The sequence below is a fragment of the Mesorhizobium sp. M0848 genome, from assembly GCF_040319805.1.
Lineage (GTDB): Bacteria > Pseudomonadota > Alphaproteobacteria > Rhizobiales > Rhizobiaceae > Mesorhizobium.
Map to the genome: position 1 here is coordinate 15,803 of NZ_JAMYOM010000034.1, position 26,857 is coordinate 42,659.

Genomic DNA, 26,857 nt, shown 5'->3' on the forward strand with positions numbered 1-26,857 from the left:
CTTTAGCCCCTCGCAATCGCATGGAAGAAGGTGCCGCTGACATAGCCGCGCCGATAGCCCGAGGCGCCGATCGGATTGCCCTGGCCGTCGGCAAGGTCGGCCAGCGGCTCGTCATTGCCGGTGGCCGTCATCTGCGCATAGTGGAATTCGTGGCCGCGGATCAGCGCACCTTGTGAGCCCAGCGGGCAGTCGACGCGCAACCGCGCCTCGCGGTAGCCGAGATTCATCTTGCGTTTGGCGAAGCTGGTGGAATGGCCGAGCAGGCCGAGCATCGCATGCGTTTCGCCCGACGCATCCTCCAGCGCTTCGCCCAACACCATGAAGCCACCGCACTCGCCATGGATGGGCTTTGTTGCTGCAAAACACGCCATCCCGGCGCGGAAATTCGCGGCGGCGGCGAGCTTGCCGGCGTGTAGCTCGGGATAGCCGCCGGGTAGCCAGCAGACATCGCAGGTCTCGTGGGGCGCTTCGTCGGCGAGCGGCGAGAACGGGACGATTTCCGCACCTGCCTTGCGCCAGTAGGCGGCGACATGTGGATAGAGGAAGGTGAAGGCGGCATCCTCGGCCAACGCGATGCGCTGGCCGGGCGGCGCCAGCGCGTCGTCGAAGCCGCCATGTGCCGGGGTGAGGGGTGTCGCCAGGGCCATGATCGCATCGAGGTCGAGCGACTTTTCCGCCATGTCGGCCAGCCGGTCGAGATGCGCCATCAGGTCGTCATATTCGCCGGCCTGGACGAGGCCGAGATGGCGCTCGGGCAGGTTCAGCGTGGGATCGCGCAGGATGGCGCCGACGACCGGCAAGCCGATCGCCTCGATGGCCTCGCTGCACAGCTTGCGATGGCGCTCGCTGCCCAGCCGGTTGAGCACGATTCCGGCCATGCGTACATCCGGATCGTAGGTGGCAAAGCCCTTGGCGACGGCGGCCGCGGTGGTCGACTGGCCGGAAACGTCGAGCACCAGCAACACCGGCAGGCCGTAGAGCCGCGCCAGGTCGGCGGCCGAGCCGGTGCGCCCCGGCGAGGCCGGAATGCCGTCGAACAGGCCCATGGCGCTTTCGAGGATGACGAAATCGGTGTCGTCGGCGGCTTGCGCAGCGAGTGCGTTGAGCAGCGATGGCGGCATCGCCCAGCTGTCCAGGTTGACGCCGGACAGTCCCGTGGCGGCGGTGTGGAAGCCGGGGTCGATATAGTCGGGGCCGGATTTGGCGCCTCGCACCTTCAGTCCGCGCCGGGTCAGCGCGCGTAAAATGCCTATGGTGACGCTGGTCTTGCCGGAGCCGGAGCGCGGCGCGCCGATGATGATCGCGCGGGCGGTCACAAAGCACCTACCAGTGCCGCGCGCATGGCGACGATGCCGCCGACGACGATCAGCGCCGGCGAGGCAAGGCCGGCGGCCGCGGCTTCCTCGGCAATGGTGGCGAGCGTGGCGACGACGGTTCGTTCCTGCGGCGTCGTCGCGGCGACGATCACTGCCGCCGGTGTCGACGGCGCCAGTCCGCCATCCAGCAGTGCCGCTGATATCAGCGGCAGATTGGCCATGCCCATATAGACGACCACAGGCTGGCCGGTTCGGGCGATCGCCGCCCAGTCGAGATCGTCATCGGTGCCGGCGGCGTGGCCGGTCGCCAGGATCACCCCCTTGTTGATGCCGCGCATGGTGGCCGGGATGCCGGTGGCGGCCAGCGCGCTGAGCCCCGATGTCAGGCCGGGCAGGACGCGGAACGGAATGTTTTCGCGCACGAGCGCCAAGGCCTCTTCGCCGCCACGGCCGAAAATATAGGGATCGCCGCCCTTCAGCCTGACGACGCGGCGGCCTTCGCGTGCCAGCCGGACCAGCAAAGCGGTGATGTCGTCCTGTTTCATCGACGGTTTTCCGCCGCGCTTGCCGGCAAAGAACAGCTCGGCGCTTTCGGCAACGGCGACGACATTGGGGGAGACCAGCGCGTCGTAGACCAAGGCGTCCGCCTCGGCCAACGCAGCCAGCACTTCCAGGGTCAGGCAGCCGGGATCGCCGGGACCGGCGCCGGCCAGCCAGACATGGCCCGGTTCGAGCGGGCGCGGCTTGAAATTCAGCCGGGACAAGGCTTTTTCGAGCGTGGCGTTTTCGCCGGTTTTTTTGGTGCTGCCGCTCACAATCCGTCCCGTCCGCGAAAACGCCGCTGGTAATGGGCGTCGTACAATGAACTCTCCCCGAAATCCTGTGCCGCCAGCGAGCGGCCGACGAAGATGATCGCCGTGCGTTCCATCGGATCGGCGGCCAGCAACTCTTCGATGGTCGCCAGCGTGCCGGTCAGCACACGCTCGTCCGGCCAGGAGGCGCGGAAGACGACCGCCACCGGGCAATCGCCGCCATAGTGCGGCGTGAGCTCGGCGACGATGCGGTCGATGGCGTGGATGGCAAGATGAATAGCAAGCGTGGCGCCGGTGCGGCCGAAGCCGGCGAGCGTTTCGCCGGGCGGCATTTTTGATGCGCGCCCGGAGATGCGGGTCAGCACCAGGCTTTGCGCGACTTCGGGAATGGTCAGCTCGCGGCGCAATGCTGCGGCGGCAGCGGCGAAGGAGGGGACGCCCGGCGTCAGCGTGTAGGGAATGCCATGCTTTTCCAACCGGCGGATCTGCTCGGCCACGGCGCTCCATACCGACAGGTCGCCGGAATGCAGGCGGGCGACGTCATGGCCTGATTTGTGGGCCTCGACATAGGCGGCTTCGATCTCGTCGAGCGACATCGGCGCGGTGTCGATCAGCTTTGTCCCTGGCGCGCAATGCTGCAGCAATTCGGGCGCGACGATCGATCCGGCATGAAGACAGACCGGGCAGCTCGCCAAGAGTCTCGCGCCGCGTAGCGTAATGAGGTCGGCGGCACCGGGACCGGCGCCGATGAAATGAACGGTCATGGCGCATCTCCGCTGATGGCGATGGCACAAGTGACCGAGCCGAGCACCGTGCGGGGGCCGAGCAGTTTTGCCCCGGCGCCGGCAACGGCGAGGGCTGACGCCTCGGAAACCGAGGGCGTGCCGGCAACATCCTGCGAGAGCTCGGAATGGCTAAGCGTGTCCGACGAGGCAGCCTGAAGTGCTGAGTTGTCGACGACGATGACCGGAAGGCTCAGCGCGCGGCCAGCGGCGGCGATCGCTTCTTCATCCTTCTTGAACTCGGCAGTTGCCAGTGCCGAAAGCGCCGTCACCGCCAGCCCATGCGTCTCCAGCGCGGTTTCGACCGTTGCAAGCACGTCTTCGACGCTCACGCCCTTTCGGCAGCCTATGCCTGCGACCATCATGGCTTCACCCAGCTCCATTGGGTGACCGGCATGGCCGGCCGCCATGCCTGCATCGAGCCGACGGGCGATGCGCGGGATATGTTTATCCGCGTGAGATCGCCGCCAAGCGAGACATGGCGGGCGAGAAGCAGGGTTTCCATCTCCAGCGTCACCGCGTTGGCAACGAGGCGGCCGCCAGCGCGCAGCGCCTTGATGGCGGCATTCAAGACACCGGCATCGCTGCCGCCGCCGCCAATGAAGATCGCATCAGGCGTGTCCAGCCTGGCAAGCGCCCTGGGGGCGCTGCCTTCCACCACGACAAGGCCGGGAACGCCACAGGCGGCGGCGTTGCGGCCAATACGGGCGGCGCGGACCGGGTCGGCCTCGACGGCTATAGTGCGCATGGAAGGGTGGGCCAGCATCCATTCGATGCCGATGGAACCGGAGCCGGCGCCGATGTCCCACAGCAGCTCGCCGCGCCGTGGCGCCAGCGCCGACAGGGTGATCGCGCGGATTTCGCGCTTGGTGATCTGGCCGTCATGGTCGAACAGATGATCGGCAAGGCCTGATGTGAGCGGCAGGACGCGCGCATCCGGACCGGATTCAACTTCGACCGCCAACACGTTCAGCGGATTGATGCTTTCGAGATCGAAGGCATCGGCGCGCGCCGAACGCTGGTTCTCGTTTGGCCCGCCCAGTGCCTCCAGAACGGTGAGCCGCGATGCGCCGAAGTCGAGTTCGGTGAGCAGGCGGGCGATCGCCGCAAGGGCTTCGGCGTCCGACGTCAGCGCCAGGATGCGCGCGTTCGGTTGCAGGAGTGGCCGGATCAGGTCGAGTGGCCGGCCATGCAGCGAGACGGTCTCGATGTCCTGCAGCGCCCAGCCAAGGCGGGCGGACGCCAGCGAAATCGCTGACGGCGCGGGAATGACATGCATCTCCTGCGCCTTCACTTTCCGGGCGAGGGTGGCGCCAACGCCGTGGAAGAACGGATCGCCCGAGGCGAGCACGCAGACGCGCCTGCCGGCAAGCGCCAGGACGTCAGCCATCTCGGCATCGAAAGGAACCGGCCAGGCGCGCGGCTCGCCCTTGGAGAAGGAAGCGACGAGCGCCAGGTGCCGCTTGCCGCCGAAGATGACTTCCGCCCTGGCAATCCGCTGCTTGGCCTCGTCGCCGAGACCGGCTAAACCGTCCTCGCCGATGCCAACGATTGTAAGCCAAGCGGCGCTCGATTGACCCCTAGCAGGCATGATGACCCACCGCATTCTGATCCTCGGCGGCACCACGGAAGCCCGGCAACTGGCAGGAAAATTGGCCGAGCGCGCCGAGCTGTCGGTCACGCTGTCGCTGGCTGGCCGTACCGAGAGCCCGGTCGCGCAAGGCGTGCCGGTGCGAAGCGGAGGTTATGGTGGCGCCGACGGGCTTGCTACCTATCTCCGAGAGACGGGCACCGACTTGCTGATTGACGCCACGCATCCCTATGCAGCGCGGATCTCCGCCAATGCGGCGCAAGCCGCCCGCGTGGCCGGTGTGCCGATCCTTGCGCTGCGACGCCCCGGCTGGGAGCCTGTCGAAGGCGACCGCTGGACTGAGGTCAATACATCCGGCGATGCCGCGCGAGCACTTGGACTGGCGCCGCGCCGTGTTTTCCTGGCGCTGGGCCGGCAAGAGGTCGCCGCTTTCGAAGCTGCGCCCCAGCATCATTATCTCGTCCGCAGCGTCGACGCGATCGAGCCCAAGCTTGCCGTGCCGGATGCGAGCTATCTTCTGGCCCGTGGCCCGTTTCGTGAGGCGGAGGAACGCGCGCTGCTCGAAAAGCAACGCATCGATGTCGTCGTGTCCAAGAACAGCGGCGGCGAAGCGACTTATGGCAAGATCGCCGCGGCGCGGGCGCTTGGCCTCGAGGTGGTCATGATCCAACGGCCAACCTTGCCGGATGTTCCCGCGGCTGAAAGCGTTGAAGCGCTGACCGTGATGGTCGATCATTTTGTCCGCCCCGTGGACGAGCGCGGCGTGTAAACCAGCGCCGGCTTCTCAGCGCGCTTGATGATGCGGGTTTCCGGCGAGCCGATGATGATGCAGGTCGCCATGTCGGCCTTTTGCGCGTCGACGTCTGCCAGCAGGTAGACCTCAATACGCTCGTCCGGGCGGCCGGCGGCGCGGCCGAAAATCACTGGCGTGGTGCCTGGCAGGATCGCGGTGAGGCATTCGAAGGCGCGGCCGAGCTGCCAGGGGCGTGCCTTGCTGATCGGGTTGTAGAGCGCGATGACGAAGCCGGCGCCGGCCGCCGCCAGCAGACGCAATTCGATCAGCTCCCACGGCTTGAGATTGTCGGACAGCGAGATGGCGCAGAAATCATGACCAAGCGGCGCGCCGATGCGGGCGGCGACCGCCAGCATGGCGGTGATGCCGGGCACCACAGCGACATCGACCGCGCGCCATTCGGCCGGTCCGGCCTCCATCGCCTCGCAGACGGCCGCCGCCATCGCGAACACGCCGGGATCGCCACCGGAAACCACCGCGACGTCGTGGCCCTCGGCGGCTTTGACCAGTGCGTCCTTGGAGCGGGCAAGTTCCTCGCGATTGTCGGAAGCGACGCGGGTCTGATCCGGGCGCAGGTCCAGCCGGTCGAGATAGGGTTTGTAGCCGTAAAAGAATTTGGCCTCGGCGACGGCGCGGCTGGCTTCCGGCGTGACCTGATCGGTATTGCCGGGGCCAAGCCCGATGACGGTGAGACGGCCGCTCATGCTTGCGCTCCCAAAGCGCCGGGGCGGCCGGACCAGCCGGCGACCAGCACGATGGCGAAATAGGGGGCCTTGTCGTCCGGCTTGTCGGCAAGCTTCATCGACACGCTGCCGGCCATGGTGCCGCGCTCGACATAGACGGCGCGCGACAGCTTGGCCGTAGCCTCCAGCGCACGCCTGATCTTGGGCAGGTTGCGGCCGACCTTCATGATGACGGCGGCATCGGTGTCAGCCAGCCGGCGCGTCAGCTCGAACTCGCTCATCGTGCCGGGCAGCACCGTCAGCACATCGTCGCCCTGGACGATCGGAACACCAGTCTGCGACCAGCAGCCGGACATGGCGGTGATTCCGGGAATGACTTCGGTCGGGAAGCGATGAGCGAGCCGCACATGCAGATGCATGTAGGAGCCGTAGAAAAGCGGATCGCCCTCGGACAGCACGGCAACCATTCTGCCCGCCTGAAGGTGTTCGGCGACCTTCTCGGCGGACTCCTCGTAGAAAGCCGTGATCTGCGAGCGGTAGTCGTCGTGATCCTTGTCGATTTCGGTGGTGACGGGATAGAGCAGCGGCAATTCCGTCATTTCGGGCCGGAACTGCGCTTCGACAATGGCACGCGCGTTGCTGTTGTTGCCGCGCTTGGCGAAATAGGCCACGACATCGGCTTCCGCCAAGACGCGCGCGGCTTTTAGCGTCAGCAGTTCGGGGTCGCCGGGACCGGTGCCGACGCCGATGAGACGGCCTTTGAGAAAGGCGTTCACAGGCCCGGCCTCGCCAATGAATTGAGCGCGGCGGCGGTCATGGCGCTGCCACCGAGCCGGCCGCGCACGATGGCGTAGGGAACGCCATAGGAATTCTCGGCCAAAGCATCCTTGGATTCGGCCGCGCCGACGAAGCCGACCGGCATGCCGATGATGGCCGCTGGCTTCGGCGCGCCGTCGCGCAGTTTTTCCAGGAGATAGAAGAGCGCGGTCGGCGCATTGCCGATGGCGACCAGCGAGCCGGCCATGCGCTCGCCCCACAGGTCGATCGCGGCGGCCGAACGGGTGTTGCCGATCTCCCTGGCGATGTCGTGCGTGCGCGGGTCGCGCAAGGTGCAGATCACCTCGTTGCCGGCCGGCAGCCTGGCGCGGGTGACGCCATGCGAGACCATTTCCGCGTCGCAGAAAATTGGCGCGCCAGCCGCCAAAGCGGTGCGCGCGGCGGCAACGAAATCGGTGGAGAAGACGAAATGACTGGCGGCTTCGACCTGGCCGCAGGCATGGATCATGCGGATGGCGACATCGGCCTCGGCTTCGGAGAAGCGCGACAGATCGGCCTCGGCGCGGATGATGGCGAAGGAGCGCTCGTAGATCGCCGTGCCGTCATGGATATAGTCGTAGGCGGCCATGCTCATTTCCGTTTTTCAGTTTGGGCCTGTCGGTAAGCCTCGGCGATTGCCACCGGCCCGAGCCTTGTCAGGCAAGCGGCGGCGGTTTCGCCTTGATATCGTGCGCTGCGGATCATTGCCGCGACGCGGCTGATGCCGCGCGCGGCGTCATAGCCCGGCCTGTAGCCGGCAGGAAGAGCCTTTGCCGTCGCGTTCACGACAAGTCCGGCTCCGTTTTCGCCGCCGACTATTGTTAACGCCGCCACGCCGGGGTGGGCGCAGCCCTTGGCGCATCCGGAAATGTGCAGGGTGAGGTCTGGGATGTCGGCAGTTTCAGCGGCAATCGTCTCGGCAATGTCGCGCGTGGCGATGCGGCCGGAGGCGCAGGCCGGTGTGCCGGGGCAAGCGGCGATGCGCGTGCGCGGGTCGGTGGGGGCGGTGACGAAGCCGAGGGTGGCGGCGGTGTGCTGAAGGGTTTGGTTGGCGGCGGTTGGTTGACCAAGGAAAAGCAGGGCATGGCCGGGGGCGAGGCGGATTTCGGTGGTGCCGAGGGTGAGGGCACTCTGGGCGAGAGAGATGATTTTGTCCGCCGGCATGCTGCCGTAGGGGAGGGCGATGCCGAGGGCGTGGTCGGTCGATAAAGAGAAAAGACCGATAGGTCGGCGATCCTGCACACCCCCCTCTGTCCTGCCGGACATCTCCCCCGCAAGGGGGGAGATTGAGCCGTCATCGGCGCTTTCGCCAATTGCCGACGTCACGTCCACCGCCGATGTTGCAGGACGAGAGCCGGCGTCGGAACTGCCGATCTCCCCCCTTGCGGGGGAGATGTCCGGCAGGACAGAGGGGGGTGTGACGGAGTGCCAACCTGCGAGAGAGGCCAATTGGCGGTCCGTCAAATCCCTCGCATGCGCCTCCCGACTCTTCTCGGCAATCATCCTGAGCACCGCAACGGCAATATCGCGCGCTACATCGTCATCGACCGTCGCAAGCGGCCTCGCGCTTTGGCCGTCACCTGAAACAGACACAGCCCACAGCACGCCAGCGCTGGCCCGCACCGCCTTCAGCCTCACATCGGCCGTGACCGCATCCAACCCAAGCTGCCCGCCACCATCGACAATCACCGAAACCTTCGGCCCCAGCCGTTGCGTCAGCCCAGCCTCTTCAATTGCCGCCCTGATCCGCTCCGCCAGCGGCCGGGGATCGGCAATCTCTTGCGGATCGATGCCGGCCAGCGGCCCGGTCTCGACCGGCACGCCGGTGCGCACCGCGATATCAAGCGCATCGACCTCCGCCGCCAGCAGCGCCGCGCTTTCCGCCGTCAGGCCGCGTATCTGCAGGCTGCCGCGCGCTGTCACTTCCATGATGCCGTTGCCATGCCGCAAAGCCGATTCGGCTAACCCGATCAAAAGCTTCGGCGACAATCCTCCAGAAGATGGGCCTCCAGCGACCGGGTTGAGCCGCACCAAAAGCCCGTCGCCGGTTTGCATTGGCGCCGACAAAGCCGGGCAGGCGCCGCGGCGCGAGAAGGCGTTCATGCCGCCACCCCAAGCGCTTCTGCCTCGGCAATCAGGGCGGCGAGATCGTCGTCGATGGAATTGCGCAAGGGATGCCAGAGGCCACGCCGTCGCGCCGACAGGAAGCGCTCGGCGATGACTTTGGCAGCGGCGGGGTTCTCGCGCAGGATGAAGGCGCGGACCAGTGGATCGCCGAGATAGGCGTCATGAACCGCCTCGATCAGCGTTCCCGAAATGGCGTGTGTGGTTTCGGCAAAGCCGACCAGCCGGTCGACGGTTTCGGCAAATTCGGAGGCGCCGCGTGGGCCGTGGCGCATCTGGCCTGCAATGAAGCGTGGATTGACGGCGCGGGCGCGCACCACCCGCGATACGGCTTCGCTGACCGAGCGCGGCTTCGGCTTTTGCGGGTCCGTGGTGTCGAGCACGATGACGTCGGCATTCCTGCCGAGCGTTGCCAAGGCGGCCGAAAAGCCGCCGATGAAGGCGACGTCGGCGGAGCCCTCGAGGATGTCGCGGCCGGGGTCGTCGCCGGTGTGGACGAGAAGATCGGCTTCGGCGATGCGGCCTTCGAAGGCGCCGGGCGCCGAAATGCCTTCTCCTTCTGCGCCGCCATAGGCGTGCGAGGTGGCGTCGAGATAGGCGCGGCCGATTTCTTCGCGCGCGGCCCAGTTGCCGGAGGACAAGATATCCTCGACGCCGGCGCCATAGGTGCCGGGCGAGGTGCCGAAGATGCGCGGGCTGAGCTTGCCATCGGCACGGGTTTTGGCCGCGAGCGGGTTTTCCGTATCGTCCTCGTCGCGGGCGGCTACCGCGTTGGCGGCGGCATCGATCAGCGCGATCTGGGTCGGGAACATGTCGCGAAAAAGGCCGGATATGCGCCAGGTGACATCGACGCGCGGGCGGCCGAGCGCGGCCGGCGGTAGCACCTCGATGCCGGTGATGCGGCCGGTCGCCGAATCCCATTGCGGTCGGCAGCCCATCAGCGCCAGGCCTTGCGCGATCTCCTCGCCGCCGGTGCGCAGCGATGCCGAGCCCCAGAGATCGATGACCAGCGAGCGCGGCCAGTCGCCATGCGACTGCATGTAGCCGCGCACGACTTCCTCCGCCGCTGCCTTGCCCAGATCGTAGGCGGTCGGCGTCGGTATGGTGCGCGGGTCCGAGGTGAACAGGTTGCGGCCGGTGGGCAGAACGTCCGAGCGACCCCGCGCGGGCGCGCCGGCCGGGCCGGCCTTGACGTGGCGGCCATCGAGCGCGGCGAGCAGCGCCGCTTTCTCGGCTTCAGCGCTTTGTCGCCGCATGGCGTCGGGCTCATCCTCCGGAGCGCGGCCGTAGATATGCAGCCCGTCCTTGATGGCAAAATCCTTGAGGTCACAGAGCCAGGCGTCGATGCGGCGCAACGCTTCGTCAGGCGCGTCGGTCGTGGCGACGCCGGCTGAGGCGAGACCGGTCTTTTGCGCGGTGTCGACGATCAGTTTCGCCAGACGGTCTCGGCGGCGGCGGTCGAGCCCGTCGGCCTGGGCATATTCGTCGACCAACCGTTCGAGCTTGTGCTGGTTCTCGTCGAGCCCGGCGCCGGTCAGCGGCGGTGGCAGATGGCCAAGGGTGACGGCGGCGATGCGGCGCTTGGCTTGCGCCGCTTCGCCTGGGTTGGAGACGATGAAGGGATAGATGACGGGCAAGGCGCCGGTGACGATCTCGGGAAAGCAGTTCTCCGAAAGCGCAACGGTCTTGCCCGGCAGCCATTCCAGCGTGCCATGCGCGCCGACATGGACGAGCGCATGGACGCCGAGCGATTTGCGCAGCCACAGGCCGAAGGCGATCAGCGCATGGCGCGGCGGCAGCGTCGGGTCGTGGTAGTCGGCGCGGCGGTCGGCGGAGCGGCCGCGGTCTGGGGCGAGGGCGACCGTGATGTTGCCGAAGGTGGCAGCGCGGAAGGGGAAGCTTTGGCGCGAGGCGCCCCCCTCTGTCCTGCCGGACATCTCCCCCGCAAGGGGGGAGATTGAGCTCTCATTGCCGCTTTCGCCAGCTACGAACGTCGCAGAATGAGCGCCGATGGCGGAACTGCCGATCTCCCTCCTTGCGGGGGAGATGTCCGGCAGGACAGAGGGGGGTGCCTCGCACAAACCTATCTCATATTCAGCCTTCCAAGCTGCATCTACGGCAGCAATTGCTGCAGACGGCAATGCCTTCGAGAACTCCACATAATCCCTCAAGGCCAAGCCATGCCCGCCCTGGCCCAGCCGCGCCAGCAACTCACGCGGCGTTTGCGGAATCCCCTCAACGACATAGCCCTGTTCGCTGAGGTCCTGCAGCATGGCCAGCACGCTGGACGGGACATCCAAACCCACGGCGTAGCCGGTGCGGCCGGGGGCACTGGGATAATCCGGCATCAGGATGGCCAGCTTGCGTTCGGCGCGGGCTGTCTCCTGCAGGCGGATAAAGGCCGCGACGCGGTCAGCCACTTGCGCCACACGATCCGGTTCCGGCCGGTTGGCAAAGGCGCGGTGGCCAAGTGCTGGATCGATCTCGCTCTCGCCCTTAAAGGAAATGGCGCCGGCCAGGATGCGGCCGTCGAGTTCGGGCAGCACGACATGCATGGCGAGGTCGGCGGGCGCCAGGCCGCGCTGGTTGGTCTCCCAGATGTCGCGGCGGGTGGTGGCGACGATGACCTGGAAGACCGGTACGCCGGCGCGGTCGAACAGGGTTTCAATGCCGGGTTCGGCGCCGGACGCGAAAGCGGTCGCGGTGATGATGGCGGCGGGTTTGAGCGCGGCGAGTGCGGTTTCCACGAACGCCAGGGATGAGGGGTCCTTGAGGCTGGAGACGAAGATGGGGACCGGATTGATGCCGCGCTGGCGGAGCGCGTGGAAAAGCGCATCGATGGGCGCGACATCGGCGGCCAATAGCATCGAGCGATAGAACAGGATGGGGATGATAGGAGCGTTGACGTTGTCAGCGTCGAGTTCCTTCACACCCCCCTCTGTCCTGCCGGACATCTCCCCCGCAAGGGGGGAGATTGCGCTGTCATTGGAGATTTCGCCAATTGTCGAGGTTGCGGACGCGTCAGCTTCTAATGAAACGGGAAAAGAGCCGGCTTTGATGAAGTCCGATCTCCCCCCTTGCGGGGGAGATGTCCGGCAGGACAGAGGGGGGTGTGAAGGATCACCAACGACCCCAAGTCCTGGCTCATAAAACCCGGCTTTCGGCACTGGAACCGGCTCTGCTACGTCCGCATCCGATCCAGCCAGCCCCGCCAATCTCCGCACCAGCGCGCTCATATTCGCCGGGCCGCCCTCGCGGAAATAGTCGAGCAGGCCATCGAGCTCCTCGCGCGGCAGCGTCGAGGCTTCGATCAGGCGCAGATCCTCGTCGCGGCATTCGCCGGGCAGCAGCGCCAGCTTTATGCCGTGTGCGCGAGCGGTCGAGGCAAGCTGGTCGCAGCCGTAGCGCCACCAGTCGTAGCCGCCGAGGATGCGCACGAGGATGACCTCGGCGTGGCGGGCGACGCTGTCGACCCAGAGGTCGACGGACATGGGATGGCGCAGGTCACGCAGGGCAGCCAGCCGCATCGAGGGCAGGCGGCCGGCATCGGCCTTCCAGGCTGCCGCCAGTCCGGCGAGGTCGCTGTCGGTGAAGGACAGGGCCACGATATCCGCCGGCGTCTGCCGCAGATCGACCGGCTCGGCGAGGTCGTCGAGCGAGGCGGATGTCGTGGTGAGGATGTGCATCGCAACCCGTGTCCGAAATCAGCCGGCGAGTATACGCTCGATCGCCGGGCGGTTCAGCCCCTTCAGGCCGATGACGACGAGGCGCGAACGGCGGTCGTCCTGCACCGTCCAGGCGCGGTCATAGTAGTGGTTGACGCGCGGCCCGACAGCCTGCAGCAACAGCCGCATCGGCTTGCCGCCGACCTCGACGAAGCCTTTTACACGCAGCACGTTTTCTTCTTCGGCGACGGTGGCGACACGCTTTGCCAGCTCATCGGGATTGGCGATCGAGGCAATGTCGACGATGAACGTGTCGAAGTCGTCATGCTCGTGGTCGAATGCGCCGTCATGATGGGACTTGCGGTTTTCGATGTCGTCCTCGACGGCCAGACCGAGCCCGAGCAGCACGGAGGGATCGACCTTGCCATGCGACGTCGGCACGATCTTCACCGCGCGGGCGGAGTGTTCGCCAATGATGGCATTGGCGCGGGCGGTGCCGGCGGCGTCCATCAGGTCGCTCTTCGACAGGATGATCAGGTCGGCGCAGGCGATCTGGTCCTCGAACACCTCTTCCACCGGATCGTCGTGATCGAGCGTCTCGTCCCCGGCGCGCTGCGCCTGCAGGGCGTCCATGTCGTTGGCGACGCGGCCTTCGGCCAATGCCGGGCCGTCGACCACGGCGATGACGCCATCGACTGTGACGCGGCTCTTCACGCTCGGCCACTGGAACGCCTGGACCAGCGGCTTGGGCAGCGCCAGGCCCGAGGTTTCGATCAGGATATGGTCGACCCTCGGCGTCAGCGCGAGGATCTTGTCGAGCGCCGGGACGAAATCGTCGGCGACGGTGCAGCAGATGCAGCCATTGGCCAGTTCGACGATGTTTTCCTCCGGGCAGGTGTCGATGCCGCAGCCCTTCAAAATCTCGCCGTCGATGCCGATGTCGCCGAATTCGTTGACGATGATGGCAATACGCTTGCCGCCGGCGTTTTCCAGGAGATGGCGGACCAGCGTCGTCTTGCCGGCGCCGAGGAAGCCGGTGACGACGGTGCAGGGAACGCGCGAGACGGAAGCAGTCATGATCAGTCCTTCAACAGGTCGAGGGGAGGGATGCGGGCAACGAGGCCACGCTTCAGGCTATCGGGGCGGCCGCGCCATGGAATCAGGCCGTCCTTCGAGGTGGCGAAGAGCTTGGCGCCTGTCACGAGGTCGGCGCCGCTGGTCGTGGTCAGGTCGCCGAAGACATAGCTCCAGCAGCCGTCGCGCAGGATGGCGGCGCTGAGGCGCCGCTTGCAATTGCCGAGGCATTCGACGCTGCGGATGCGAATATCGTCGCCAGATGCGGCGCGGCGCGTGTCGTCCGCCAGCAATTCGCCGGCACGGGGATGGGCGTCGGAGCCGGTCTCATTGCGGCAGGAGGCGCAGACGATGATGGTGACGCCGGCCAAGGCATCATCATGGCCGGACGAAATATCCGCTGTGCCAGCCGAAAAACTGCTGTCGTGGTCCAAGATCGGGCTCCTTGCCCGGAAACCCGCCGGGCGATCGGATTCTAAAGTCGCAGACGGCAGGTCTCCTGGCTCGCGAGTCATCGCCTTGGGTAGCCGCCTTCCCGGGAACTCCCCAGTGGCTTTCGGCCTTGGCTCTTCGCTTACAGTTGCGGGGACAGCCGCGGATTTGGGATTTTGCCCCGCACCGCATTCCCTCTTAGCCCTTGCCGTTGCGGGCAAGGGACCATCTGGAACCGGATTTAGGCTTTTGCGGGCGGCGGTGTCAACGCGAGCTTACGACACGGCGATGTCGGCCAGCGCCGGACCCAAATCCCCGGCAGGCGTCACTTCGATGCGTTCGAGTCCGAGCCAGCCCTGCATCTGCTTCAATTCCTCGAACAGCTCTGCAGCGGTTTCAGGCGGTGCACCGGGCTCCGCATAGGCCGCATGGACGCGCAGTATGCTGGCCGGACGGTCGGCCTTGAGGTCGACGCGTGCCACGATCCTGTCGCCGAGCAGGAACGGCAGGACATAATAGCCATATTGCCGCTTGTCGGCCGGCGTGTAGATCTCGATGCGGTAGTGGAAATCGAACAGCCGCTCGGTGCGCGACCGCTCGAAGACGACCGGATCGAACGGCGCCAGCAGGGCGCGGGCCTCGACTTTGCGCGGCAGGCGGGCGTCTTTATGAAGATAGGCCGGCTTGTCCCAACCTTCGACACGCACCGGCAGCAGCTCGCCCGTTTCAACCAGTTCCTCCAACCGGCCTTTCATGTCGGCCGGCGACAGCCGGAAATAATCGCGCAAATCGCCTGAAGTCGCCACGCCGTGGGCGCGGGCGGAAATGCGCAGCAATTCGCGGTGCGCGTCCTCAGGCGTCGGTACCGGCAGATCGAGGATCGCCTGCGGCAGCACGCGTTCGGGCAGGTCATAGAAGCGCTCGAAACCGCGGCGGTGCGCCGTGGTGATGCGCCCGGCCCAGAACAGCCATTCGAAGGCGTGCTTGGCATGGCTCCAGCCCCACCAGCCGCCCGAGCCTTTCTGGCCTTCGAGCGCGGAAGCGGCGATCGGGCCGCGCTCGGCGACCTGGCGGTAGATCTCTTCGATGTAGGCGGCGTGCTCGCGGCCCCATTTGGCGAGGCCCAGATACATTTCGTCGCCGCGCTCGGCGCGCTGCATGCGCCAGCGCATCAGCGGGTATGTCTCGACCGGCAGGAAGGAGGCCTCGTGCCCCCAGTATTCGAAAACCGTGCGCTTGCGCGCCACGGCCGCGTTGTCGAGCAGCGAGAACGGGTAGGGGCCAAGGCGCGAATAGAGCGGCATATAATGAGCGCGCACCACCGCGCTGACGGAATCGATCTGCAGCAGGCCGGTGCGGGAGAGGGTGCGGGCAAAATGTCGGCGGTCAGGCGTGCCGGTCGGGCGGGGATCGAGAAACCCCTGGGCGGCAAGCGCGATGCGACGGGCCGTGGGGAGCGAGATCTTTTCCTTCATGCAGGCATCACTTTGAAGTGTTTTGACCGAGGGTCGAATGGCTGATTCCAACCCATGCTAGCAGGGTTTTGGCGGCATCCATGTCAGGAGAGAAAAGTGGAGTAAAAAGCGAAGGAAATCAAACAGGAGCGGATCGGACCAGTTTGCCGCGATATGCCGTCCAGGTCGGTGTTTTGAACAAGGTTTGACTTGCTTCGCTGGAAGTGCTGCGCTAACCCTCGCCGCGTTGCAGCATAGGCCCTTAAAACGGTTCAGCGGTTAAACTGTCACGCTTCCGCATTAGGGTCCGGTGCTGTAATCAAAGTGGATTGGCGCCAACGGAAAGCCGAGCATGAACGCACTCTTGAGCTCATACCTGCCCATCGTCCTGTTCATAGGCGTGGCGCTGGTTGTCGGCCTGGCGTTGCTGGCCGCACCCTTCCTGGTGGCCTATCGCAATCCCGATCCCGAAAAGCTTTCCGCCTACGAGTGCGGTTTCAACTCGTTCGACGACGCGCGCATGAAGTTCGACATCCGTTTCTACCTGGTGTCGATCCTGTTCATCATCTTCGACCTGGAAGTGGCCTTCCTGTTTCCGTGGGCGGTGTCGTTTTCGAAGATCGGCATGCTCGGTTTCTGGTCGATGATGGTGTTTTTGGCGGTGCTGACCATCGGCTTTGCCTATGAATGGAAAAAAGGAGCGCTGGAATGGGATTGAACGACAGTTCAGGCACCCTCGTCGCGCCGAAGCCCAAGGGTATTATCGATCCCAACACCGGCAGGCCGGTGGGGGAGGACGATCCCTTCTTCCTCGAGATCAACAATGAGTTGGCCGACAAGGGCTTTTTGGTCACTTCGACCGAGGCGCTCATCACCTGGGCGCGCAGCGGGTCGCTGATGTTCATGACGTTCGGCCTCGCTTGCTGCGCGGTCGAGATGATCCACACCTCGATGCCACGCTATGATTCGGAGCGGTTCGGCGTCGCGCCGCGTGCGTCCCCGCGCCAGTCCGACATCATGATCGTCGCCGGCACGCTGACCAACAAGATGGCGCCGGCGCTGCGCAAGGTCTACGACCAGATGCCGGAACCGCGCTACGTCATCTCGATGGGCTCCTGCGCCAATGGCGGCGGCTACTACCATTATTCCTATTCGGTAGTGCGCGGCTGCGACCGCATCGTGCCGGTCGACATCTATGTGCCCGGCTGTCCGCCGAGCGCCGAAGCGTTGCTGTACGGCATTCTTCTGCTGCAGAAGAAAATCCGCCGCACCGGCACGATCGAACGGTAAATCCATGACCGCATCCCTGAGCGAACTGTCGACCTATCTCGGCGAGAAGCTGCCTGGCCGCTTCAGTGACGGGGTGCTTGCCTATGGCGAGCTTACCGTTCACGTCGAGCCGCGCGATCTGGTCGAGGTGATGACCTTCCTGCGCGACGATGCGCGCTGCCAGTTCATCTCGATCATCGACGTCTGCGGCGCCGACTATCCGTCGCGGGCCAAGCGCTTCGACGTCGTCTATCATCTGTTGTCGCCGAAGCAGAATGTGCGCATCCGCGTCAAGGTGCAGGCCGACGAGGAAACCATGGTGCCGTCGATCACCGGCGTGTTCCCCGGCGCCGACTGGTTCGAGCGCGAGACCTACGATCTCTACGGCGTGCTGTTTTCGGGCCATCCCGATCTGCGTCGCCTGCTGACCGACTACGGTTTCGAAGGCCATCCGCTACGCAAGGATTTCCCGCTGACCGGATTCGTCGAGGTGCGGTACGACGACGAGGCCAAGCGCGTCATCTATGAGCCGGTCGAGCTCAAGCAGGAATTCCGCAATTTCGATTTTTTGTCCCCGTGGGAAGGTACGGATTACGTGCTGCCGGGTGACGAGAAGGCAAAGCAGTAAATGGCTGAAACCTCGGTCCGCAACTTCAACATCAATTTCGGCCCGCAACACCCTGCGGCGCACGGCGTTTTGCGCCTTGTGCTGGAGCTGGACGGCGAAGTCGTCGATCGCGTCGATCCGCATATCGGGCTCTTGCATCGCGGTACCGAAAAGCTGATCGAAGCCAAAACCTATTTGCAGGCGATCCCTTATCTCGATCGGCTCGACTATTGCGCGCCGATGAACCAAGAGCACGCCTTCGCGCTCGCCGCCGAGCGCCTGCTCGGCATCGAAGTGCCGAAGCGCGGGCAGCTGATCCGCGTGCTCTATTGCGAAATCGGCCGCATCATGTCGCACATCCTCAATGTGACGACGCAGGCTATGGACGTCGGCGCGCTGACGCCGCCGCTGTGGGGCTTCGTCGAGCGCGAAAAGCTGATGGTGTTCTATGAGCGCGCCTCCGGTTCGCGCATGCATGCCGCCTATTTCCGTCCCGGCGGCGTCCATCAGGACCTGCCGCAGAAGCTGGTCGAGGACATCGGCAAGTGGATCGACCCGTTCCTGAAGTCGATCGACGACCTCGATCAGCTGCTGACCGGCAACCGCATCTTCAAGCAGCGCAATGTCGATATCGGCATCGTCTCGCTGGCCGATGCCTGGGCCTGGGGTTTTTCGGGTGTGATGGTGCGCGGCTCGGGTGCACCCTGGGACCTGCGCAAGTCGCAACCCTATGAATGCTATTCGGAAATGGATTTCGACATTCCGATCGGCAAGAACGGCGACTGCTTTGACCGCTACCTCGTGCGCATGGAAGAAATGCGCCAGTCGGCGAAGATCATGCGCCAGTGCGTCGATCTCTTGCTCGGCAAGGAAAGCACCGGCCCGGTGTCGAACCTCGACGGCAAGGTGGTGCCGCCCAAGCGCCAGGCGATGAAGCGCTCGATGGAAGCGCTGATCCATCACTTCAAGCTCTACACCGAGGGTTATCGCGTGCCAGCCGGCGAGGTTTACGCCGCGGTCGAGGCGCCGAAGGGCGAATTCGGCGTCTATCTCGTCTCCGACGGCTCCAACAAGCCCTACCGCTGCAAGCTGCGCGCGCCGGGTTTCGCGCATCTGCAGGCGATGGATTTCCTCTGCCGCGGCCACATGCTGGCCGACGTCACCGCCGTTCTCGGCTCCCTCGACATCGTGTTTGGTGAGGTCGATCGCTAAATGTCAGTCCGCCGTCTCGCAGAAGCCAGCGTCCAGCCAGCCTCCTTCGCCTTCAACCGGGCGAATGCCGCGGCTGCGAAGCAATGGATCAAGAAATATCCGAGGGGTCGCGAACAGTCGGCCATCATTCCCTTGCTGATGATAGCGCAGGAGCAGGAAGGCTGGGTGACGAAGGCGGCGATCGAGACGATCTCCGACATGCTCGGCATGCCGCGTATCCGCGGGCTCGAGGTCGCGACCTTCTACACGCAGTACCAGCTGAATCCGGTCGGCACGCGTGCGCATATCCAGGTCTGCGGCACCACGCCCTGCATGCTGCGCGGCTCGGAAGCGCTGATGGATGTCTGCCGCTCCAAAATCCATCACGATCAGTTCCACACCAATGACAAGGGCACTTTGTCCTGGGAAGAGGTCGAATGCCTCGGCGCTTGCGTCAACGCGCCGATGGTCATGATCTTCAAGGACACGTTTGAAGACCTCACCCCGGAACGGCTTGCCGAGATCATCGATCTATACGGCGCCGGCAAGGGCGCGTCGGTGGCGCCGGGGCCGCAGAACGGCCGCACCGGCTCGGAGCCGGCCTCCGGCCTCACCACGCTGAAGAGCGAAAAGGCGATCCTCAAGTCGACCCGCGAAAGGGAAGCCAGGGAGGCAGCCAAGGCTGCCAGGGCGGCGCCCGACGCGATCATCGCAGCGCCCGTGCCGGCACCGGGTGCGGCCCCTGTCGCACCATCCAACACCAGCAAGCCGAAGACCGACGCCCCTGAAACCAGCCCGGCATTGAAGACGCCTTCGAAAACCAAGGTCGCGCCGGCGGTCGAAAAAGCGGCGAGCGTTGCCGCCCCACTGCATTCGGCCGCCAATGCCAACAAGGCAGACTCCAAAGTCGAGCAGGTTTCCAAGCAGCGCAACGGTCCAATAACCAAGGCCGAGCCGGCATCCGCCTTCAAGGCGCCGGAGGTCAAGGTACCGGCAGCCAAGCCGGCCAAACCGTCGCTCGAGGATAAGAACCGTCCGGCCGGCATCGATAAACCGGTACAGGTCGATGACCTAAAGCTGATCTCCGGCGTCGGCCCCAAGATCGAGGGCATCCTGCATACGCTGGGCATTTTTACCTTCGCGCAGGTCGCGTCGTGGAAGAAGGCCGAACGCGAGTGGGTGGATGGCTATCTCTCTTTCCAGGGCCGCATCGATCGCGACGACTGGGTCAAGCAGGCCAAGGCGCTCGCCAAGGGTGGCGTGGCCGAATACATCCGCGTCTTCGGCAAGAAGCCGGTCTGAGGGACGAAAAATGCTCGGGGATAAAGACCGCATCTTCACCAATATCTACGGCCTGTTCGACAAGTCGCTGGCCGGCGCGATGGCGCGCGGCGCCTGGGACAACACGCCCGGCATCGTTGCCAAGGGGCGCGAGTGGATCGTCAACGAGATGAAGGCGTCGGGCCTGCGCGGCCGCGGCGGCGCAGGCTTCCCGACCGGGCTCAAATGGTCGTTCATGCCCAAGCAGAGCGACGGCCGGCCGAGCTATCTCGTCATCAACGCCGACGAATCCGAGCCCGGCACCTGCAAGGACCGCGACATCCTGCGCAACGACCCGCACACGCTGGTCGAGGGCGCGCTGCTTGCCGGTTTCGCCATGGGCGCGATTGCCGCCTACATCTATGTGCGCGGTGAGTTCATCCGCGAGCGCGAGGCGCTGCAGCGCGCGATCGAGGAGGCCTACGAGGCCAAGCTGATCGGCAAGAACAACACGTCCGGCTACGATTTCGACATCTACATGCACCACGGCGCCGGCGCCTATATCTGTGGCGAGGAGACAGCGCTCCTCGAAAGCCTCGAAGGCAAGAAGGGCCAGCCCCGGCTGAAGCCGCCATTCCCTGCCAATGTCGGCCTCTATGGCTGCCCGACCACGGTCAACAATGTCGAATCGATCGCGGTTGCGCCGACCATCCTGCGCCGCGGTGCGGCCTGGTTCTCGTCCTTCGGCCGGCCCAACAATGTCGGCACCAAGCTGTTTTGCATCTCCGGCCACGTCAACAATCCGTGCACGGTCGAGGAGGCGATGTCGATCCCGTTCCGCGAGCTCATCGAGACGCATTGCGGCGGCATTCGCGGCGGCTGGGACAATCTTTTGGCGGTCATACCGGGTGGCGCCTCGGTGCCGCTGGTGCCGGCCGAGCAGATCATCGACGCGCCGATGGATTTCGACGCCTTGCGCGACCTCAAATCCGGCCTTGGAACCGCGGCTGTCATCGTCATGGACAAGTCGACCGATGTCGTGAAAGCGATTGCGCGGCTTTCCTACTTCTACAAGCACGAGAGCTGCGGCCAGTGCACGCCATGCCGCGAAGGCACCGGCTGGATGTGGCGGGTGATGGAACGGCTGGTGCGCGGCGAGGCGCAGAAGCGCGAGATCGATATGCTGCTCGACGTCACCAAGCAGATCGAGGGCCACACGATCTGCGCGCTGGGCGACGCGGCGGCATGGCCGATCCAGGGCCTGATGCGGCATTTCCGCGGCGAAGTGGAGCGGCGCATCGACGAGTTTTCGCGCAATGCGCACCGGGCGGAGCCTGTGATGGTGGCGGCGGAATAGAATAACGTTTTATGCGGATGAAAGTCCGCAGCGAAGGGCGGGGCGAACGAAGAAACGACCAGGAGAACTCTATGGCGCCGTATTCGAACCCGCTGATGCCCAATTTGGACCAGATCGAGAAGATGAACCAGGACTTGACCAGGATGATGCCGAAGGAGATGGCCAGCGCCGTCAACCTTTTCGTGCATCCCGTGGCGGGTGCGGCGGCGATGTCGGCGCTTGGCCTCGGGCTCGCCAACCACGCTTTCGGCGTCTGGCTGGGCGCGCTTTCGGGAGCGACTGAGGCCTCGCAACGGCTGCTGCAGCCGATCGTCGATGATTTCGAGGCGCGCGTCGCGCAGTTCGACGATCCGAACTCTTCCTCCACTAAGGCGCGGGCGACGGCGAAAACCATGATCGCCGAGGCGCAGTCCTTCGCCAGGGAGGTCACCGATATTGCCGCCAAGGAAGCCGCCACTGCCGTGCCGGCCGCGAATGCCGCTCCGGCTGCGGGCGGCGCCGGCGATGCGCTGATGCCCGAGGATTTCAGGCAGCCCAACGCCATGGAGAAGCCGGCCAAACCGGCGGATCTCAAGGCCATCTCGGGCATCGGGCCGAAGCTGGAAAAGGTTCTCAACGGCCTCGGCATCTGGACGTATGCCCAGATCGCGGCATGGACGCCGCAAGAGGTTGCCTGGGTCGAGGACTATCTGTCGCTCGGCGGCCGCATCGGCCGCGACGATTGGACAGCCCAAGCGGCGGCGCTCGCCGTCAAGAAGTGAATGAAGTGCCCGACGTGGTCTCGACCGCGTCCGGAAAAAGAGATTGCGGGAACTCCGCAGGGGTTTGAGGCGAATGGCAAAGCTCAAGGTCGACGGGAAAGAGATCACTGTACCCGACCACTACACGCTGCTGCAGGCGGCTGAAGACGCTGGCGCGGAAGTGCCGCGCTTCTGCTTCCATGAGCGGCTGTCGATCGCCGGCAATTGCCGCATGTGCCTGATCGAGGTGAAGGGCGGGCCGCCCAAGCCCCAGGCCTCCTGCGCCATGAACGTGCGCGATCTGCGTCCCGGGCCGAATGGCGAGGCGCCGGAAATCTTCACCAACACGCCGATGGTCAAGAAGGCCAGGGAAGGCGTGATGGAGTTCCTGCTGATCAACCATCCGCTGGATTGCCCGATCTGCGATCAGGGCGGCGAATGCGACCTGCAGGACCAGGCGATGGCGTTCGGCGTCGATTCCTCGCGCTATCACGAGAACAAGCGCGCGGTCGAAGACAAATACATCGGACCGTTGGTGAAGACGGTGATGAACCGCTGCATCCACTGCACGCGCTGCGTCCGCTTCACCACCGAAGTCGCCGGCATTTCCGAACTGGGCCTGATCGGCCGTGGTGAGGATGCCGAGATCACCACCTATCTCGAACAGGCGATGACGTCGGAGCTGCAGGGCAATGTCATCGACCTTTGCCCGGTCGGCGCGCTGACCTCGAAGCCATTCGCCTTCCAGGCGCGGCCGTGGGAGCTGACCAAGACCGAATCCATCGACGTGATGGATGCGGTCGGCTCGGCGATCCGCGTCGATAGCCGGGGCCGCGAAGTGATGCGGATCCTGCCGCGCGTCAACGAGGCGGTGAACGAGGAGTGGATCTCCGACAAGACCCGCTTCATCTGGGACGGCCTGCGCACGCAGCGTCTCGACCGCCCCTATGTGCGCAAGGACGGCAGGCTGGTTGCCACCAGCTGGGCCGAGGCCTTCGCCGCGATCAAGGACGCGGTGTCGAAGACGGCGCCCGAAAAGATCGGCGCTATCGCGGGCGATCTCGCCGCCGTCGAGGAAACCTATGCGCTCAAGCTGCTGATGGCTTCGCTCGGCTCGAAGAATACGGATTGCCGCCAGGATGGCGCCGCACTCGACCCGGCGCTCGGCCGTGCGAGCTACATCTTCAACCCGACCATCGAAGGCATCGAGCAGGCCGATGCGGTGCTGATCATCGGCGCCAACCCGCGCTATGAAGCCTCGGTGCTCAACGCCCGTATCCGCAAGCGCTGGCGGACCGGCAATCTGCCGGTTGGCGTCATCGGCGATGTCGGCGACACACGCTACGACTACGAACAGCTGGGCGCCGGACCGGATTCGCTGAAGGATTTGGCTGACGGCAATGGCAAGTTCTTCCAGATGCTGAAGAAGGCGACGCATCCGCTGATCATCGTCGGCCAGGGCGCGCTGGCGCGCGCCGATGGCGCGGCCGTGCTCGGTCAGGCGGCCAAGCTCGCCGCCGCCGTCAACGCTGCCCGCGCGGATTGGAACGGCTTTGCCGTGCTGCACAATGCGGCCGGGCGCGTCGGCGGTCTCGATCTCGGCTTCGTGCCGGGCGAGGGCGGCAGAAACGTTGCCGGCATGCTGGGCGAAATGGAGCTCCTGTTCCTGCTCGGCGCCGACGAGATCGACATGGCCAAGACCGGCGGCGCCTTCGTCGTCTATATCGGCACGCATGGCGATCAGGGCGCGCACCGCGCCAATGTCATCCTGCCGGCGGCCGCCTACACGGAAAAGTCGGCCACCTATGTCAACACCGAAGGGCGTGTGCAGCAGACCAACCGCGCCGGCTTCGCGCCGGGCGAGGCTCGCGAGGACTGGGCGATCCTGCGGGCACTGTCGGATGTGCTGGGCAAGAAACTGCCGTTCGATTCGCTGCCGCAACTGCGCGCCAAGCTCTATGGCGAATACCCGCATCTGGCCCGTATCGACCAGGTCGCGGCCGGCAATGCCGAGGACATCGCTGGGGTGGCGAAGCTCGGCGGGCGGCTGAACAAGGGCACCTTTACGTCGCCGGTGACGGATTTCTACCTGACCAACCCGATCGCGCGGGCATCGGCCGTGATGGCGGAATGCTCGGCACTGGCCAAGAGCGGCTTCAAGCAGGCGGCGGAATAAGCATGGACACTTTCTTCTCCTTCTACGTGCTGCCGGCGCTGATCATTCTGCTGAAATCGGTCGTGCTGATCGTTATCCTGCTGATTTTCGTCGCCTATATCCTCTATGCCGACCGCAAGATCTGGGCGGCGGTGCAACTGCGCCGTGGCCCGAACGTCGTCGGCCCCTGGGGCACGCTGCAAGCCTTCGCCGATCTGCTGAAATTCGTCTTCAAGGAGCCGGTCATCCCGTCCGGCGCCAACAAGGGCGTGTTCCTGCTGGCGCCGCTGGTCTCGGCCGTGCTGGCGATCTCGGCCTGGGCGGTCATCCCGGTCAATCAGGGCTGGGCGATCGCCAACGTCAATGTCGGCATCCTCTATGTCTTCGCCATCTCCTCGCTCGAGGTCTACGGCGTGATCATGGGCGGCTGGGCCTCCAACTCGAAATATCCGTTCCTCGGCGCGCTGCGTTCGGCGGCACAAATGGTGTCCTACGAAGTCTCGATCGGCTTCGTCATCGTCACTGTTCTGCTCACCGCCGGCTCGCTCAACCTGTCCGACATCGTGCTGTCGCAGCATGATGGAATTGGTACGCGGCTTGGCCTGCCCAATACGTTCCTCGACTGGAACTGGCTGGCGCTGTTCCCGCTGTTCATCATCTTCTTCATCTCGGCGCTGGCCGAGACGAACCGCCCGCCCTTCGATCTGGTGGAAGCCGAATCGGAACTGGTCGCCGGCCACATGGTCGAATATTCGTCGACGCCGTTCCTGCTGTTCTTCCTCGGCGAGTATGTAGCCATCGTGCTGATGTGCGCGCTGGCCACCATCCTGTTCCTCGGCGGCTGGCTGCCTCCGTTCGACTTCGCGCCGTTCACCTGGGTGCCGGGCGTCATCTGGTTCGTGCTGAAAGTCTGCTTCGTGTTCTTCGGCATCTCCATGGTGAAAGCCTTCGTGCCGCGCTACCGCTACGACCAATTGATGCGGCTTGGCTGGAAAGTGTTCCTGCCGATCTCGCTGTTCATGGTGGTCGCCACCGCGGCCTTCCTCAAGATCACGGGGTTTGCGTGATGTCCGCTCTTTCCCAAGCCGCCAAATCGCTGCTGCTGCAGGATTTCGTCAGCGCTTTCTTCCTGTCGATGCGCCAGTTCTTCGCGCCGAAAGAGACGATCAATTATCCGCACGAGAAGGGGCCGACCAGTCCGCGCTTCCGCGGCGAGCATGCGCTGCGCCGCTATCCCAATGGCGAGGAACGCTGCATCGCCTGCAAATTGTGCGAGGCGATCTGCCCGGCGCAGGCCATCACCATCGAGGCCGGCCCGCGCCGCAATGACGGCACGCGCCGCACGGTTCGCTACGACATCGACATGGTGAAGTGCATTTATTGCGGCTTCTGCCAGGAAGCCTGCCCGGTCGACGCCATCGTCGAGGGGCCGAATTTCGAATTCGCGACGGAGACGCGCGAGGAACTCTACTACGACAAGGACAAGCTGTTGGCGAATGGCGACCGGTGGGAGCGCGAACTGGCGCGCAACATCTCGCTGGACTCGCCCTACCGCTGATATTTGACGCATGGACGGGGCAGGGGCCTCGTCCAGAGGATGATCCCGAAAAGTTGCGGACTTTTTCGGACCAGATCATGCTCCGGAATACAGAGTGGCCCATGTTTCTTTCGATCGGGCCTTTCAACCCGATCGGAACATGGGCTAGGACAACGCGGCTTTGGAACCGGAGGCGGAACCAGGCCAGAGACAACAAACAGGACGAGCGTCCTGTTCGTACAGGAACCCGGGGGATCCCCAATGTTGAGTGGACTAGAGGCGGCCTTTTTCTACCTCTTCGCCTTTGTCGCGGTGGCGTCGGCGTTCATGGTCATTTCGTCGCGCAACCCCGTGCATTCGGTGCTGTTCCTGATCCTGACCTTTTTCAACGCCGCCGGCCTGTTCATGCTGACCGGGGCCGAGTTCCTGGCGATGATCCTGCTCGTCGTCTATGTCGGCGCGGTGATGGTGCTGTTTCTGTTCGTCGTCATGATGCTCGACGTCGATTTCGCCGAGATGAAGGAAGGCGCCCTGCAATATGCGCCGATCGGCGCGCTGGTCGGGCTGATCCTGGCGGCGGAGCTGATCGTCGTTCTCGGCGGCTACACTTTCGCGCCGCAGCTCGCTTCGACGGTCTCCAAGCCCATTCCGGATCTCGCCACGCGGACCAACACCGCCGCGCTCGGCGACATCCTGTATACCGACTACCTCTACTACTTCCAGATTTCGGGCCTCATCCTGCTGGTCGCCATGATTGGCGCCATCGTGCTGACGCTGCGCCATAAGCCAGGCGTCAAGCGGCAGTCGATCGCGGCCCAGGTCGGCCGCACGCCGGCGACCGGCATGGAAATCCGCAAGGTCAAGACAGGCGAGGGACTCTGAGATGGTTGTCGGCATCGCACATTATCTGACCGTATCGGCTGTTCTGTTCACGCTCGGCGTGTTCGGCATCTTCCTGAACCGCAAGAACGTCATCGTCATCCTGATGTCGGTTGAACTGATCCTGCTGGCGGTCAACATCAATTTCGTCGCCTTTTCGGCGGCACTGGGCGATCTGGTCGGCCAGGTGTTCGCGCTGTTCGTGCTGACGGTAGCTGCGGCCGAGGCCGCCATCGGACTTGCCATTCTCGTCGTCTTCTTCCGCAACCGCGGCTCGATCGCGGTCGAAGACGTGAACATGATGAAGGGTTGACGGAACC

At 64.9% G+C, this 26,857-nt stretch carries 26 protein-coding genes and 1 riboswitch; of the genes, 13 read left to right on the forward strand and 13 right to left on the reverse strand.

Features of this window, described 5'->3' with window-relative positions; genetic code table 11:
* Positions 1-2: 2 nt before the first annotated feature.
* The 5 genes from NKH95_RS29330 to cbiE are packed head-to-tail and all read right to left on the reverse strand — an operon-like array spanning position 3 to position 4,501.
* On the reverse strand, positions 3-1,316 hold the full coding sequence (locus NKH95_RS29330; RefSeq protein ID WP_352751286.1) for a cobyrinic acid a,c-diamide synthase CobB: 1,314 nt from the start codon (positions 1,314-1,316) through the stop codon (positions 3-5).
* On the reverse strand, positions 1,313-2,131 hold the full coding sequence (gene cobA, locus NKH95_RS29335) for a uroporphyrinogen-III C-methyltransferase (RefSeq protein ID WP_352751288.1): 819 nt from the start codon (positions 2,129-2,131) through the stop codon (positions 1,313-1,315). Before cobA ends, NKH95_RS29330 begins: the two co-directional genes overlap by 4 nt.
* Complete coding sequence (gene cobM / locus NKH95_RS29340; protein ID WP_352751290.1) at positions 2,128-2,892, reverse strand: precorrin-4 C(11)-methyltransferase; 765 nt, start codon at positions 2,890-2,892, stop codon at positions 2,128-2,130. Before cobM ends, cobA begins: the two co-directional genes overlap by 4 nt.
* Positions 2,889-3,275, reverse strand: coding sequence for a cobalamin biosynthesis protein (locus tag NKH95_RS29345; protein WP_352799203.1), 387 nt, complete (start codon positions 3,273-3,275; stop codon positions 2,889-2,891). The genes cobM and NKH95_RS29345 overlap by 4 nt, the downstream gene beginning before the upstream one ends.
* Positions 3,272-4,501, reverse strand: coding sequence for a precorrin-6y C5,15-methyltransferase (decarboxylating) subunit CbiE (gene cbiE, locus NKH95_RS29350; protein ID WP_352751294.1), 1,230 nt, complete (start codon positions 4,499-4,501; stop codon positions 3,272-3,274). Before cbiE ends, NKH95_RS29345 begins: the two co-directional genes overlap by 4 nt.
* Before the next feature lies 1 nt (position 4,502).
* Here cbiE and NKH95_RS29355 point away from each other — a divergent pair, with 1 nt between their 5' ends.
* On the forward strand, positions 4,503-5,270 hold the full coding sequence (locus tag NKH95_RS29355) for a cobalt-precorrin-6A reductase (protein ID WP_352894048.1): 768 nt from the start codon (positions 4,503-4,505) through the stop codon (positions 5,268-5,270).
* On the opposite strand, the gene NKH95_RS29360 is transcribed toward NKH95_RS29355, so the two are convergent.
* The 8 genes from NKH95_RS29360 to NKH95_RS29395 form a co-directional block, all read right to left on the reverse strand.
* Positions 5,234-5,998: a precorrin-3B C(17)-methyltransferase gene (locus NKH95_RS29360; protein ID WP_352551932.1), complete on the reverse strand. Its 765-nt coding sequence runs from the start codon at positions 5,996-5,998 to the stop codon at positions 5,234-5,236. The genes NKH95_RS29355 and NKH95_RS29360 overlap by 37 nt on opposite strands.
* Complete coding sequence (locus tag NKH95_RS29365) at positions 5,995-6,753, reverse strand: precorrin-2 C(20)-methyltransferase (RefSeq protein ID WP_352551934.1); 759 nt, start codon at positions 6,751-6,753, stop codon at positions 5,995-5,997. Before NKH95_RS29365 ends, NKH95_RS29360 begins: the two co-directional genes overlap by 4 nt.
* Positions 6,750-7,382: a precorrin-8X methylmutase gene (locus NKH95_RS29370; protein WP_352551936.1), complete on the reverse strand. Its 633-nt coding sequence runs from the start codon at positions 7,380-7,382 to the stop codon at positions 6,750-6,752. Before NKH95_RS29370 ends, NKH95_RS29365 begins: the two co-directional genes overlap by 4 nt.
* Positions 7,383-7,384: 2 nt before the next feature.
* On the reverse strand, positions 7,385-8,896 hold the full coding sequence (cobG, locus tag NKH95_RS29375; RefSeq protein ID WP_352894053.1) for a precorrin-3B synthase: 1,512 nt from the start codon (positions 8,894-8,896) through the stop codon (positions 7,385-7,387).
* Positions 8,893-12,603, reverse strand: coding sequence for a cobaltochelatase subunit CobN (locus tag NKH95_RS29380; protein ID WP_352894055.1), 3,711 nt, complete (start codon positions 12,601-12,603; stop codon positions 8,893-8,895). The genes cobG and NKH95_RS29380 overlap by 4 nt, the downstream gene beginning before the upstream one ends.
* 18 nt (positions 12,604-12,621) lie before the next feature.
* The gene (gene cobW, locus NKH95_RS29385) at positions 12,622-13,659 is read right to left on the reverse strand and encodes a cobalamin biosynthesis protein CobW (protein WP_352894058.1); all 1,038 of its coding nucleotides are present in this window, start codon (positions 13,657-13,659) and stop codon (positions 12,622-12,624) included.
* A gap of 2 nt (positions 13,660-13,661) precedes the next feature.
* The gene (locus NKH95_RS29390) at positions 13,662-14,090 is read right to left on the reverse strand and encodes a DUF1636 family protein (RefSeq protein WP_352894061.1); all 429 of its coding nucleotides are present in this window, start codon (positions 14,088-14,090) and stop codon (positions 13,662-13,664) included.
* A gap of 38 nt (positions 14,091-14,128) precedes the next feature.
* Positions 14,129-14,333, reverse strand: a riboswitch (cobalamin riboswitch).
* A gap of 30 nt (positions 14,334-14,363) precedes the next feature.
* Positions 14,364-15,563 (reverse strand): winged helix-turn-helix domain-containing protein, encoded by a 1,200-nt coding sequence (locus tag NKH95_RS29395; RefSeq protein WP_352894063.1) that lies wholly within the window; start codon positions 15,561-15,563, stop codon positions 14,364-14,366.
* A 331-nt stretch (positions 15,564-15,894) separates the two neighbouring features.
* Here NKH95_RS29395 and NKH95_RS29400 point away from each other — a divergent pair, with 331 nt between their 5' ends.
* The 12 genes from NKH95_RS29400 (at position 15,895) to nuoK (ending at position 26,850) form a co-directional block, all read left to right on the forward strand.
* Positions 15,895-16,260, forward strand: a complete 366-nt coding sequence (locus NKH95_RS29400) for an NADH-quinone oxidoreductase subunit A (RefSeq protein ID WP_010910112.1) — start codon at positions 15,895-15,897, stop codon at positions 16,258-16,260.
* Entirely contained in the window at positions 16,251-16,832 is a 582-nt protein-coding gene (locus tag NKH95_RS29405; RefSeq protein ID WP_013531090.1) for a NuoB/complex I 20 kDa subunit family protein, read from the forward strand. The genes NKH95_RS29400 and NKH95_RS29405 overlap by 10 nt, the downstream gene beginning before the upstream one ends.
* 4 nt (positions 16,833-16,836) lie before the next feature.
* Positions 16,837-17,439: an NADH-quinone oxidoreductase subunit C gene (locus NKH95_RS29410; protein WP_127293230.1), complete on the forward strand. Its 603-nt coding sequence runs from the start codon at positions 16,837-16,839 to the stop codon at positions 17,437-17,439.
* Positions 17,440-18,630, forward strand: a complete 1,191-nt coding sequence (locus NKH95_RS29415) for an NADH-quinone oxidoreductase subunit D (protein WP_023812387.1) — start codon at positions 17,440-17,442, stop codon at positions 18,628-18,630.
* Positions 18,631-19,911, forward strand: a complete 1,281-nt coding sequence (locus tag NKH95_RS29420; RefSeq protein ID WP_352894066.1) for an NADH-quinone oxidoreductase subunit E — start codon at positions 18,631-18,633, stop codon at positions 19,909-19,911.
* 10 nt (positions 19,912-19,921) lie between these two features.
* Positions 19,922-21,226, forward strand: coding sequence for an NADH-quinone oxidoreductase subunit NuoF (gene nuoF, locus NKH95_RS29425; protein WP_023812385.1), 1,305 nt, complete (start codon positions 19,922-19,924; stop codon positions 21,224-21,226).
* A gap of 71 nt (positions 21,227-21,297) precedes the next feature.
* Positions 21,298-21,987: a helix-hairpin-helix domain-containing protein gene (locus tag NKH95_RS29430; protein ID WP_023812384.1), complete on the forward strand. Its 690-nt coding sequence runs from the start codon at positions 21,298-21,300 to the stop codon at positions 21,985-21,987.
* Positions 21,988-22,060: 73 nt separating this feature from the next.
* Positions 22,061-24,142 (forward strand): NADH-quinone oxidoreductase subunit NuoG, encoded by a 2,082-nt coding sequence (gene nuoG / locus NKH95_RS29435; protein WP_352894069.1) that lies wholly within the window; start codon positions 22,061-22,063, stop codon positions 24,140-24,142.
* 2 nt (positions 24,143-24,144) lie between these two features.
* Positions 24,145-25,188 carry an NADH-quinone oxidoreductase subunit NuoH gene (gene nuoH, locus NKH95_RS29440; protein ID WP_352894072.1) on the forward strand — a complete coding sequence of 348 codons (1,044 nt, stop codon included), beginning with the start codon at positions 24,145-24,147 and terminating at the stop codon, positions 25,186-25,188.
* Positions 25,188-25,679: an NADH-quinone oxidoreductase subunit NuoI gene (nuoI, locus tag NKH95_RS29445; protein ID WP_023812382.1), complete on the forward strand. Its 492-nt coding sequence runs from the start codon at positions 25,188-25,190 to the stop codon at positions 25,677-25,679. Before nuoH ends, nuoI begins: the two co-directional genes overlap by 1 nt.
* A 240-nt stretch (positions 25,680-25,919) precedes the next feature.
* Positions 25,920-26,540, forward strand: a complete 621-nt coding sequence (locus NKH95_RS29450) for an NADH-quinone oxidoreductase subunit J (RefSeq protein ID WP_023812381.1) — start codon at positions 25,920-25,922, stop codon at positions 26,538-26,540.
* Position 26,541: 1 nt separating this feature from the next.
* Complete coding sequence (nuoK, locus tag NKH95_RS29455) at positions 26,542-26,850, forward strand: NADH-quinone oxidoreductase subunit NuoK (RefSeq protein ID WP_010910101.1); 309 nt, start codon at positions 26,542-26,544, stop codon at positions 26,848-26,850.
* The last annotated feature ends 7 nt before the right edge of the window (positions 26,851-26,857 follow it).